The organism is Dyella dinghuensis (genome assembly GCF_003977615.1).
In the GTDB taxonomy this organism is placed as follows: domain Bacteria; phylum Pseudomonadota; class Gammaproteobacteria; order Xanthomonadales; family Rhodanobacteraceae; genus Dyella_B; species Dyella_B dinghuensis.
On the sequence record NZ_RYZR01000003.1, the window covers coordinates 798,778 to 811,296 of the forward strand.

11 protein-coding genes are annotated in these 12,519 nt (G+C 56.6%); 6 read left to right on the forward strand and 5 right to left on the reverse strand.

The genetic code is table 11. The features are described 5' to 3' along the window. Positions 1-315: 315 nt before the first annotated feature. The 3 genes from EKH79_RS06755 to EKH79_RS06765 all read left to right on the forward strand — a co-directional run bounded on the left by EKH79_RS06755 (position 316) and on the right by EKH79_RS06765 (position 3,173). A complete protein-coding gene (locus EKH79_RS06755) occupies positions 316-897 on the forward strand; it encodes a carbonic anhydrase (RefSeq protein WP_126672993.1) in 582 nt (193 codons plus the stop codon). A gap of 153 nt (positions 898-1,050) precedes the next feature. Then, on the forward strand, positions 1,051-1,938 hold the full coding sequence (locus EKH79_RS06760; RefSeq protein ID WP_233590208.1) for an alpha/beta fold hydrolase: 888 nt from the start codon (positions 1,051-1,053) through the stop codon (positions 1,936-1,938). A gap of 107 nt (positions 1,939-2,045) precedes the next feature. After that, complete coding sequence (locus tag EKH79_RS06765) at positions 2,046-3,173, forward strand: RMD1 family protein (protein ID WP_126672994.1); 1,128 nt, start codon at positions 2,046-2,048, stop codon at positions 3,171-3,173. A 51-nt stretch (positions 3,174-3,224) separates the two neighbouring features. Here the strand turns inward: EKH79_RS06765 and EKH79_RS06770 are convergent, their stop codons facing one another. The 5 genes from EKH79_RS06770 to EKH79_RS06790 form a co-directional block, all read right to left on the reverse strand. After that, positions 3,225-4,199 carry an alpha/beta hydrolase gene (locus EKH79_RS06770; protein WP_126672995.1) on the reverse strand — a complete coding sequence of 325 codons (975 nt, stop codon included), beginning with the start codon at positions 4,197-4,199 and terminating at the stop codon, positions 3,225-3,227. A 329-nt stretch (positions 4,200-4,528) separates the two neighbouring features. Then, on the reverse strand, positions 4,529-5,119 hold the full coding sequence (locus EKH79_RS06775) for a DUF899 family protein (protein WP_126672996.1): 591 nt from the start codon (positions 5,117-5,119) through the stop codon (positions 4,529-4,531). A gap of 123 nt (positions 5,120-5,242) precedes the next feature. Continuing rightward, positions 5,243-5,692 (reverse strand): ArsR/SmtB family transcription factor, encoded by a 450-nt coding sequence (locus EKH79_RS06780; protein ID WP_199754166.1) that lies wholly within the window; start codon positions 5,690-5,692, stop codon positions 5,243-5,245. 137 nt (positions 5,693-5,829) lie between these two features. After that, positions 5,830-6,972: a YXWGXW repeat-containing protein gene (locus EKH79_RS06785; RefSeq protein ID WP_126672997.1), complete on the reverse strand. Its 1,143-nt coding sequence runs from the start codon at positions 6,970-6,972 to the stop codon at positions 5,830-5,832. A gap of 336 nt (positions 6,973-7,308) precedes the next feature. Further along, a complete protein-coding gene (locus tag EKH79_RS06790; RefSeq protein WP_126672998.1) occupies positions 7,309-7,518 on the reverse strand; it encodes a hypothetical protein in 210 nt (69 codons plus the stop codon). Between the two features lie 700 nt (positions 7,519-8,218). Here EKH79_RS06790 and EKH79_RS06795 point away from each other — a divergent pair. The 3 genes from EKH79_RS06795 (at position 8,219) to EKH79_RS06805 (ending at position 12,465) form a co-directional block, all read left to right on the forward strand. Then, a complete protein-coding gene (locus EKH79_RS06795; RefSeq protein ID WP_126672999.1) occupies positions 8,219-9,163 on the forward strand; it encodes a peptidylprolyl isomerase in 945 nt (314 codons plus the stop codon). A 151-nt stretch (positions 9,164-9,314) separates the two neighbouring features. Beyond that, complete coding sequence (locus EKH79_RS06800) at positions 9,315-11,468, forward strand: AsmA family protein (protein ID WP_126673091.1); 2,154 nt, start codon at positions 9,315-9,317, stop codon at positions 11,466-11,468. Positions 11,469-11,535: 67 nt separating this feature from the next. Further along, the gene (locus tag EKH79_RS06805) at positions 11,536-12,465 is read left to right on the forward strand and encodes a DMT family transporter (RefSeq protein ID WP_126673000.1); all 930 of its coding nucleotides are present in this window, start codon (positions 11,536-11,538) and stop codon (positions 12,463-12,465) included. Positions 12,466-12,519 lie beyond the last annotated feature (54 nt).

Consider the following 12,519-nt stretch of genomic DNA (forward strand, 5'->3'; position numbering starts at 1 on the left):
CGTAACCGGCGCAGGCTGGTCCCTTCCTGGTCTTTTGCCGAATAGCCACAACGCGTTCGGATCACACCCGAATCGCAACTTTTCCAGAAAGTATCGAAGCATAACTTTTCACTTGAACATTTATGTCCAAGGCAACTAGTTACGTGCCATTTAACAACCTTTCGATTTCTCGGCCGGCAGTGACGTCAGACCACAGCATTTGGCGCTGCATTTCACTTTGATCGCGCACACGACGAAGAATCGTTATACCTTTCGAAGATCGGCAACTCGCCGAGCAGGGGGCTGCATGCATTAAAACTCCTGTGGAGAAACAAGATGAGCAAGTTCAGCGACTACGAGTACAGGAAACAACCTGGGTTCGATATGAATACCTTCGAGGGAGCGAACCAGGCCATCCCGATGAAGACGCTTGTGATCCACTGCTTCGACCCTCGAGCCGCCGAAATACCTAAAGCTGTCGCCGAGTATTTGGGCGACGAGGTTTATCCGGGGGAAAACATTCTCGACGAATCCGGCAATCGGGTTGGCCACACGCGAACACTGTTTGTCGAGACGAACGCGGGTGGACGCGCCGCCTTTGCGCTGGAGTCCGTAGCGTCCATGGACTACATATTCAGCGTTCAAAACGTCGTCGTGGTTCACCACTCGTTCTGTGGCACGACAACGCTGACTCCCGAGCTGCTCATCGAGGAGTTCCATGATCATTATCACGCCGATATCTCGACATTGTTTGATCGCGACAGTCTTGCCATCATGGATTTCGAGACGTCGCTCAAGCACGACATCGCGATGCTTCGCTCGAGCCCTGCGGTGCCCAAGCACATCAAGCTCTACGGCTTCTTCTACGAAATCAGTTCCGGCAAGTTGACCGAAGTGGTGCGGGACATTCCTGCATAGATCAGTGTTTCAATGAGCATGCAGCGCTTCGCTCCATGCTGGTTGCGGACCCTTCCCGTGAAACGAATTATTTTCATCGCTTTATGTGCGCTGTTGGCAAGCGTCAATGCCTTGACCGCTGGGGAAACCGATAAAAACCTGGAGATGCCACACATGAACGAAGCCACGACGGTGTATCGCACGGTAAATGTTCAAGGGTTGAACATCTTCTATCGAGAAGCTGGCAGCAGCAATGCACCTGTCGTTCTCTTGCTGCATGGCTTCCCATCTTCGTCGCGGATGTACGACAAGTTGATACCGGTGCTTGCGGAGCGATATCACGTCATCGCACCCGACTATCCGGGATTTGGCCACTCCGATGCACCTTCCCCCGAGACGTTCTCCTATACCTTCGATCACTTGGCGTTGATCATCGATGCGTTTACTCAGGCGCTCGGCGTCCACCATTACGCGCTGTTTGTGCAGGACTATGGCGGGCCCGTTGGATTTCGTCTTGCACTCATGCATCCCGATCGTATCGACGCTATCGTTGTGCAAAATGCGGTCGCTCATGACGAAGGCCTGGGTCCTCTCTGGGCCACTCGCCGTCAATACTGGGCGAACAGGGAGGCTTATGCCGACAAGCTCCGCGCAAATCTGATCTCGTTCGATGCCGCAAAACAGCGTCACGTCGGCACCGATCCTCACCCCGAGCTTTACGACCCGGACCTTTGGACGGATGAATCTGCATTTCTGGGTCGTCCAGGCCAGGATCGCATTCAGGAAGATCTCTTTTACGACTACCGCACGAATGTCGCGGCGTATCCGAAGTGGCAAACTTATTTAAAGACATATCATCCGCCGCTGCTTGTCGTATGGGGAAAATATGACCCCTCTTTTACGGTAGCCGGCGCATGGGCTTACAAACAGGATATGCCTAGTGCAGAGATACATATCCTGGATGCGGGACATTTCGCCATGGACACAAAAAGTCAGGAAGTGGCGAATCTTACGCTGCAGTTTTTGGATCGCCTGGACCTCCCCAAGAACGCGCAGCACTGAGCTTGTCTGCGGCTGAGTACAACACGGATACCCCGATCCGGAGGCAACTTTCATGCGCGCATAACATTCAATCGGTATCGTTGCGTATCCAGCCAAGGCGCGAGCATATGCCGTACGAGCAACCCACCGTTCAATCGGCCGTCGTTATTGCCATGCACCTTGTCGACATCGCCGACGCGATCGACCTGCCAAAAGTGGAAAGGTTGTGGGACCAGCAGCAGCTTCCGGCCAGCACGCGTATCAAGCTCAGCAGCACTCCGCCCAAAGCCGTGACCTTCGGCGTACCCCCGGTGATGCTGACACTCGAAACACTGAGCCTGACGCTTGCGGGCAATCCCTATCAGGCGCAGGTCACGGCGCGCTTGTATGACTTCGGGGCTGCGGGATTTTCCATACAGATTCCCGTTGCTGCGTGCAGCTGGGCATCGTTTTCGCAACTGGTGAATGCTGTAGACGCCATGTTCGGCCCGAGTGCCGACAGTCCCGTGTGGCAGCAACTGCTGAAGCAGCTGCATGACGCCTTGCTTCCTGCTTTGACAAAACCGAGCCCTGCTTTACTGCACGAAGATTACCTGGTGGGCATCGTGCAGGCCTTCGACGAAGCGATACCGGTCAGCACCATGCACGAGCACATCGATTTGGTGCCACTACTTTCCGGCGAACAACGACCTCTATCCGAACAGGCGCGCCGTGACCTGCTGCAACAGCGCTTCTCTTACTACGCAGACGATCTGGTAGTACTGACCTGGGATCGCGCCTTCATCTATGAACCGCGCGGCGACTCCGACGTCAGGGACATTCTTGAGGTCGCCAACGCCCAGCTGCTTGAAATGCGTTTTTACGACGAACTGCTGGATGCCGAACTGCCGCTCATGTATGACCTGGTCGAGGCGGCTCACCACGCGAGCAATCCCTTTGCAGCGCGGCGGACGGCCGATCTGGCACGCAAGCTTTACACGCTCGTTGCGGAAGTCACCGAAGTCACCGAAAAGGTCGACAACGCCCTTCAAGTCACCGAAGACGTTTATCTTGCCCGCGTCTATACGGCGGCATTGGATCTCTTCCGCGTGCGCCAGGTCAGCGGCGCCGTAGATCGCAAGCTGGCGATCATCCGGGATACCTACGCCGCATTGTATGAAGAGGCCTCAGGCAAACGCGGCGAACTGTTGGAGTTGGCGATCATCGTGCTGATCGTGGTCGAAATTGCCATCGCGATACTGCGCCACTCAAGCTAGTGGCGCCGCCACTTCCACCCTGTTGATGCGCTGCGAGCAACGCTGGCGGTTTTATTTCAGAAAGCCACGCTTATCGAGCCAGTCGCGAAACATATCCGGCCACCCTTCCTCATCGGGAACACCCACCGCCAAGCCGGCGCCGTGCACGCCGTGTGCAAACAGGTGCACATCCGCGGGGACCTGCGCCGCGCGAAGCGCTTGGGCAAATACGACGCTGTTTTGCGGACTGATCTGCGCGTCATCCATGCTCTCGAACAGAAAGACCGGCGGTGTTTGAGCCGTTACGTTCGCCTGTCCGGACAGATAGTGTTCAAGCCGGTCCAAATCGCGGCCTTCATATCCGTAAAGAAGATGGCCAAGCGAATTGGGTGACGCATAGCTATTCGGCAACATGGAAATGACCGGATATCCCAGGCCAAGAAAATCCGGGCGTGCGTTGGTGTCATCGATGGAATCACGCTGAGGCAAGCCAAAATCTGTCGCCGGATGCAGTGTGATCGTACTGGCCAAATGACCACCGGCAGAGAATCCAAATAACCCGATTCTGTCGGGGCCGATGCCATAGTGTGCGGCGAGGCTGCGCACGAGCTTCAATGCGCGCTGGCCATCCCACATCGGAACGGGATACCGGTAAGTTCCATCCGGCTGGACCAGACGATAAAAAAGAACGAACGTCGTAACGTGTAATTGCTGCGAGAAATAATCGCCGACAGGCGCCTGCTCCTTGCGATCGCTCAGGTGATCATAACCACCGCCCGGCACCACGATGATCGCCGCACGTGTCGCAGAAACACCCGCTGCCGCAGGATAGATTTTCAGGTAGGGAATATCGCGGCAGGGATCGTCACCGATCGCGCCAGGTGCCCTGCCCGCCCACAATCGAATCTCGGTCGTGTCGGCAGGGTCGTAACAAGGGCTGGAATTCGCATGCGCGGGAGCGTCATCCCGTCGATGATGTTGTTGCGCCATCGCTGTGCCGACGGTGGCGCCGAGTAACAAACAGCAGGAAAGGAAAGACCACTTCATGCGGCACATCAATGTTCTCCAGAACCATCGCTTTCCACACTTCATCACATACGCATGTCAATGACGCGGCAATCCCTCAGAGCCATGACGTAACTTCTCTGTGACACAAGGTCGGGAGGATTGGATCAATGACTCCGCCTTCTGCCCGCAACATGTCCGCTTCTCGCCCGCCTGATGCAGCGACCGATGAAAGCAATTAAACGACGAAGTGTGACGACGTCGCCTGATCGACCTTAGCGCAACAGCGGCCACACCTCCCGCCGAACCCGTGCCGCTCCACAGTAGCAACGCCGTGCCTATGCAAAGTGGACACATGACACGTCCTCAGATCATGAAGTTGCACAGCATGACGACTTCTTCACCGGCCCGGGCCATCCACCCACGCCACCGGGCAGCATGTCGAAGAAATGCCAAATTGCGCAGAAGTCGTCGCCCGGGCTGAAGCCGGTATCGGAGACTCGCACGATCGCATCGCCATCGCGTTTAAAAACGGAAACACCGGGCATCCATCCGCCTTTGGCCGAGACGTAGCCCATGTCTGCGGCAAAACTCGAATCGGCGTGGCTGACCATCGGAAACCGCCAGCCGCGACTCTCGGCGAATTTCTTCTGCACATTCGGACTGTCAGGACTTGAAACGACGAAGCCCGCGCGTGAAACCACGTGTTGATGAATGCCGTTATATCCGTCTGCCCATAATGTGCAGTAAGAGCACGCGACACCCATGTTATGGATGACGATCAGATCTTCGTGATCTCCGAAGAGTTCGGACAAACGCACCGTGCCACTGGCAATTGCGAACTCATAATCTTTCACTTCCTTCGGCTCGACCGTCGCGATGGCGTCTCTCATCTTCTCGCGAATGTCGGCGATCTGGCGGCGGTAGTCCGCCAGTTTTCCGCTTACGTCTTCGTATTTCATGAGGGTATTCTCCAGCGAAACATCAAATCAGTTGTCGTAGGCAATACGATGCTTGACCATGACAACCTCCATAAGACGTTCTAACGCTGACGTCGGAGTCGCGCCGATCTTGTGCAGCGTTGATTACTTCTTGCGTAAGGCGCGTTTCTTGGTCTGCTTGCGCGGTTGCACAGGCGGCTTCCGCTGCGCTTTTCGCTCGTCGATATCCGCCAGGGTGGCGGCAAGCAGGTCGAATTGCTGCTGCCAGTACTTGCTGTAGCGGTTCATCCACACCGCCGCATCGAGCAACGGGCCCGCATCCAGACTGCATCGACTGATGCGCCCGGTGCGCTCCTGCTGAACAAGCCCGGTTCGCACCAATACCTGGATGTGGCGCGACACCGCTTGCAGGGAAATATCGAACGATTCGGCGAGCTCGGACACCAGCAGCGCCTGCCCGTCCAGGCGTTCCAGAATCTCCCGCCGCACCGGATCGGAGAGCGCAAAAAAGACCTGATCCAGGCGCGATTTGCCCAATTCCGGGTCCAGCCCGGTTTCATTGACCGCGTGCAGTGTGCGCCGGATATTCATCATGGCGTATGAATATCAACATATCAGTTGATTGTCAACTAATACGTTGAATATTTTTTGCACGCCATCCACGCCAAAAAAGACACACCAAGCATCGGCTCAGTGTGTCTTTGTTCGCCATGTCCTAGGCAATGTGCGCGTTATCCACCGTGATCCTGATCATTGTGCGGACGAGGCTGCGGCTTGGGCGCGGGGTGAGGTGCTGTATGAGCCGCCGGTGCAGGACGCGCAGCCGGATGATACGCAGGCTGCGGCGCTGCGCTAGGCGTCTGTTCTGGAGCGCGCGCGGGATGATAGGCCTGCTGAGGCGCCGCTGTGGGCCTTTCTTCCGGTTGCGATCTTTCTACCGGCTGCGGCGCCGGTGCGTGCGTCACTTCACGCTCGGGTGCCGCTGCATGCTCAGTGGGCGCAGATGCTGCATTCGGATGCGGCGCGAAATTAGCCGATCGCATGGCACCATTGTTTGCAGGCGCTGGATTGGCATGTTGTGCAGCAGCGGCCTCGGGTGCCGGTGCACCATGGGCGGCGACAACACCGCCGCCAGTGAAATTTGCCGGCCTGGCAGTTGCAGCAATGGAAGGATTGCCATGGTTATTGGCAAAGCGCAACGCAGAGTTTTGAGAAGCCATCTGCGCATGCTGTTGCTGCGCCGCTACGGGAGGCGTGTGTTGCTGTTGCGCATACGAAGCTTCCTGCGGTGTCGGTTGAGCAGCAACACCGCCAGTGCCGCCGTTATAGCTGACGTGATTGACCGTAACGTTGTTCACCACCGTCTGGTTGTAAACATTAGTGACGTGCACACCGCCAAAATGGTTTACCGATTGATTGTAATAGAAACCGCCGTTGCCCCAGTGGCCGCCTGCATAACCATTACCGGTATAGCCGTAGCCGTAGTTGATGCCGCCATAAAAGCCGACCTGCGGCCCCCAATAACCTTCATGGAACACGTAGACGCCATCGCCCCAGCCCCAGTATCCGGGTGTCCACAAGAGACCGACACTAGGTGGCTGGACCCACGTACCCGGAACCCAGTAATAACCACCGTCAGCCCATGCCCAATAACCGGGTACCCAGAGATAACCAGGCGCAGGAAGCGGAGGCTGTTCGTAGACAGGCAACGCGGGAGGCGCGATGTTTACCGACACGCCAATACCTATCGATATGCCTGCCTCGGCCGGAGCGGAAACCAACAAAGACGACGCACCCACGAACGCAGCGGACACGCCCAATGCAAGCGCACTAAAACGCGTTGCGGCCTTACGTACAAGAGAATGACGTTTCATGGTGTTCCTCGTTGACCAGATCGTACGAAAAAACGGTACAGCACCGAATCCGAAAGAAACATGAGCAAACAGCTTCTCGCCGTCACCGCGTTAATCGAAGTTCAGTCGACAAAAATCGCGTATCGACAAAAACTAGACGTCCAAATCCTTGTGCGCATTGATCAATCTTGAAATCAGTCTTCGATACAAAAATAAAAACGGCACATAAACTTGCGATAAGCTGACATGGTTGCGCATCTAGAAAGCAAGTCGATCCACCGATAACTGCACGCGAAAAACACAAACAATAAGGCGCCCCGAAATCATCCGGAACGCCTTCTGTTTTTCGCGAAAGACTTAGTTGTTGTGGTAGCAGTTCCTCAGGGCTTCCTCACGCGAACGATTGTATTCATCCTGCGTCATCGCACCCGTATTCAGCGCCGTCTGCAAATCTGTGAGCTGTTTACCGCAGGTGCCGTTGGATTGAGCAACCGCTTTCGAGCCACCACACGCAGTAAGTGCGATACAAAAAGCGACCGTCGTAACTGCAAGCATGGGCTTGAACATTTCCGACTCCTTACACGAGAAATAAGATATCTAGGCCGACTTGCGTACGGTGCAAACACTTTGATGTAACGGCCTTAGAGCTTGGTGCAAACGAGCTTCTACGACGCGAATGGTACGCGGACCAAATGAACGGCCTGGCAATAAGAGACGCCTTAATTGTGATGCCCACTTCACGTCCATGACCACATCAGAAACGAAGCGTTCGACACATCCTTCTGTAGTAAACGCGAACTTAGGAGAGTGCTTCTTCACTACCCCATCCGGCCTTCGCACCGTGCTCGCTGATTTCCTGCCGCACAGCAGTCAAAGCCGCATGAAGTGCGGACAGTTCACGCAAGGAATCGATCGATAAACTGCCGGGAGTCGCAGCCAATGTCTCGACGGCTTTGAGGCGTGCGTCTTCGAGTTTCTCACGCAGAACTATAGACGGAGTGATGAGGTTTCATGGCTCAATCCAAGAAGATCGTTTTGTGGGGTGAGCACTATCCCCGCGCAAATGTGCAAAACACATGAGCATCGATGGCTGGCATTAAAGTTTGTGAAAGCGAAGTCAGGAAAAAGGAACTCTCGCATTACTTGAAGCCATATGCGTACCTGGCTGTTCCATAGCAAGGATGGCTTGTATTCGACGAGGCCAACAGTAGGCGCAGGAGCCTTCCTCTGCTACCTTTCTTCGCGAACCATTCATCAGGGGAATCTCATGCGCGTACGCCTACTTCCAGCGGTGCTGGCGACAGCTATCGGTTTGTTTGTACTACCCGTCGCAGCTGATACGCCAAAATCCACACCTACTGCAAAAGAGCTGATCGCCAAATCCAAACCTGATGAATGGCGCACACCGGATCCAGCGAATCTGCTCTACATGCAGCTGCCGCAAGGACGCGTAGTAATCGAACTGGCGCCCGATTTCACGCCGCTGCATGCACAGAACATCCGCACACTCGTGCACGAACACTACTTCGACGGGTTGGCGATCATCCGCGTGCAGGACAACTTCGTTACGCAATGGGGCGATCCCAATGACGACGACAGCGGTGACAAAAGCAAGATCAAACCTCTGGGTACTGCAAAGCCGAAGTTGCCACCGGAATACACGCGCACCATCGATCCAAAGCTGCCCTGGACGCCGTTGCCAGATGGCGACGTCTACGCACCGCAAGTCGGCTTTACCGAGGGCTTCCCTGCAGCGCGTGATCCCGCCAATGGAAAAGAGTGGCTAACACACTGCTATGGCATGGTCGGCGTGGCACGCGACATTCCACCCGACAGCGGCAATGGCAATTCGCTCTATGTCGTGATCGGGCAGGCACCGCGCGGGCTTGATCGCAATCTCGCTATCGCCGGTCGTGTGATCGAAGGCATGCCCTATCTTTCCGGACTGCCGCGCGGCACCGGTGCACTTGGCTTCTATACGCAGGCAGCGCAACGCACTCCGATTATTTCCGTGCGATTGGCCTCGGATCTTCCACCGGCTGAACGAGAGAAGCTACAAGTGTTGCGCACGGACAGCGCGACATTTGCCGCAATTGTCGACGCGAAGCGCAATCGCCGCGATGCTTTCTACACGCTCCCTGCAGGCAAGATCGATGTGTGCAATATCGACATTCCCGTCCGCACTGAGCCTGCATCCGCAACCAATCATTGAGCAAAACAGCCGTTTCTGGCTCGATTTACGTCGATTGCATGAATCGGTGCTGAGTGTTGCCGTGCGATTACACAAATCCTTCGCCTCCAACATAGTCTCTTGAACCCGTGCCGGCTGCGCGACAGCCGGCTGGGCCACGGAGCAGGAAGTGATGAGGCGCACCCCGAAAATATTGACCGGGATCGTGGGCGTGCTGCTGGTGTTGATCGTCGTAATGGTTTTGTTTGTCGCTTATTTCGACTGGAATCGGGTCAAGCCAACTATCGACGACAACGTCAGCGCTGCCCTGGGTCGCCCGTTTGTGATTCAGGGTGATCTGACCGCGGCATGGCAACGTGAGCCGGCGGAACAAGGGTTGCGCGCATGGGTGCCTTGGCCCACGTTCACCGCGCGCAATATCCAGATTGGCAATCCTGCGTGGACGCATCGGCCGCAGTTTGCGCAACTTGATGCGTTGCAGTTTCGCATTTCGCCGCTGGCGCTCCTGATTCATCACATCGATGTGCCCGTCGTACAGCTCGTCGGACCGCAGATCGATCTTGAACGCGACAATCATGGACAAGTCAATTGGGAATTCGCATTCCAGCAGAACACTACACCTTCGGCATGGACCTTGAATCTCGGCTCGATTGGTGTCGACAAAGGCCAGGTCACGGTGAACGATGCCAAGAATCGCCTCGACTTGCAGATTGCCATCACACCGTTCCAACAGGCGATTCCTTACGACCAGATCGTTACGCAAGCGACCAGTGAAGCACGCGCCGACGTCGGCCACGATGTCGCCAAGACGGTCGACTCAAATAAGACCAAACCGGACGAGTCTGCTAACGCGAGCCATACCAGCTACCAATTCGCATGGACCGCGACCGGCAGCTATCAGGGAGCGCCGGTAACCGGCAGCGGCAAGACAGGTGCTGTGCTGGCAGTGCAACAGGCCAACCCGCCCTTCCCCGTGCAAGCACGATTGCACATTGGCGATACGAAAATCGCATTCGTCGGCACGCTGACCGATCCGATGCATCTTGGCGCGCTGGATCTGCGCGTGTGGTTTGCGGGTTCGAGCATGGCGAAGTTGTATCCCATACTTGGCATCACATTGCCGGAGACGCCGCCCTTCGCAACGGAGGGCCATCTTTCCGCCGAACTTCACAAGCATGGAAGTCACTTCAGCTATCGGGATTTCCGCGGGCGTGTCGGCGAAAGCGACATCGGCGGCAACCTCGCCGTAGTCACCGGCGGTGCTCGCCCTCGACTCATCGGCGATCTGCACTCGCAACAACTACGCTTTGTCGATCTGGCCCCGTTGATTGGCGCGGATAGTCAGGTGCAAAAGGAACAACGCGGCGATACCGTGCAGCAGCCTACGGACAAGGCACTGCCAGTCGAACAATTCAAAACTGATCGCTTGCGCGCGATGGATGCCGATGTCACCTATTCGGCAGCACGTATCGAACATCCGGGCTCGCTTCCGATCACGGCACTCACTACGCATGTTTATCTCGATAACGGCCAGCTGCGGCTGGACCCGCTTGATATGAGCGTAGCCGGGGGCACCCTTGATAGTCGCGTTCGTATCGACGGCGGTTCGCAGCCCATGCATATCGCGCTGGATCTGAAAGCGCGGCAGCTGGAGCTCAAACAACTCTTCCCGACTGTTCAGCAGATGCAATCGAGCTTCGGTCAGATCAATGGCGACGCCAAACTTAACGCAAGCGGCAATTCAATTTCCGCTTTGTTGGCCGATTCCAACGGTGAAGTGAAGTTGCTGATGAACGATGGCGTGATCAGCAAGACGCTGCTGGAAACCGCCGGTCTCAATGTCGCCAATGTTGTCGTCGAAAAGCTCTTTGGCGACAAGACGGTAAAGATCAACTGCGCCGCGGCCGACATGGCCGGCGAAAACGGCCTCTACACCAGCCGCCTGTTCGTGCTCGATACGGAAGATGCCGTTATCGATGTCACCGGCACCATCAACTTCGCCGACGAGCATCTGAATCTGGATGTGACGCCTCACACGAAGGGTCTGCGCATCGTGTCGTTGCGTTCGCCGCTTTATGTGAAAGGCACGCTGAAAGATCCGAATGTCGGTGTACATCCCGGACCGCTGATCCTGCGCGGCGGTGGCGCCGTAGCACTTGCCATCGTTGCTGCGCCGGCGGCAGCACTGCTCGCCGTCATCGTGCCTAGCCATGACAACAAGTACGCGAACACGTGCCAGCAAGTGCTGACGTCGCTGCGCAGCGAGAAGCCGCCGCCGGATAACACCAGGAAATCGCCACAAGGCGCGAATAGCCCTTCTCGCTAATGTGCCACCCGCCGCCGGAGCTGCCCGCTACAATGACCGGTCTGCCCTCTGAAGCAACCCGGCCACCATGCAGCCCGTCACCAAAGCCCGTCTGCAAATTCACTTCTGCGTGCTGCTTTGGGGCTTTACCGCCATTCTCGGCAAATTGATCACGCTACCGGCGTTGGCGCTCGTCTGGTGGCGCATGTTGCTGGTGACGGGCGCGCTGTTGCTGATGCCACGCGTATGGCGCGGCTTGCGGGCCATGCCAGCGAGATTGCGATGGGCTTATGCAGGCATCGGTGTGCTGGTTTCCCTGCACTGGCTGACGTTCTATGCTGCGATCAAGCTGGCCAATGCTTCAGTGGGCGCAACATGCATCGCGCTTGGACCGGCGTTTCTCGCATTTATCGAACCGTGGATCACGCGGCGAAAATTCGACCCGCGCGAGTTGCTGATAGCGATTGCCGTGGTGCCGGGTGTCGCGATGGTCGCTGGCGGCGTTCCTTCCGGCATGCGCATGGGTATCGCCGTGGGCGTGGTATCCGCACTTTTCGTCGCGCTGTTCGGCTCGCTCAACAAGCGGCTGGTCGAGCACGGCGACCCCTTTACGGTGACATGTATCGAACTTGGTACGGGCACGCTTTTTCTGACTCTATTGGGGCCGTTGATTCCACACACAGGATCGGCCTTTCCGCTGCCCAGCACGCACGATGCCGTGTTGCTGTTGACCCTGGCGTTCGGCTGCACCTTGTTGCCCTTTACGCTTGTGTTGTTCGCATTGCGCCACGTCAGCGCGTTCATGATGCAGATGATCACCAATCTGGAGCCGGTTTACGCCATCGTGCTGGCGATCATTCTGCTTGGCGAGCAGCGACAGCTGGATGCTTGGTTTTACGTAGGTGTCGTCGTGATTCTTGGCGCCGTGTTCGCGCATCCTTTTCTTCACCGCGAAGAGCGCAGCACTGCGCAACCGGAGCTGCTGGGCACGGCCGAGAGTCACAACGTGGTCGACTAAGTGGTCCATAGGGTCATTCCCGTCCCTGGCTACCGGTCGTGGACTTATACTGAT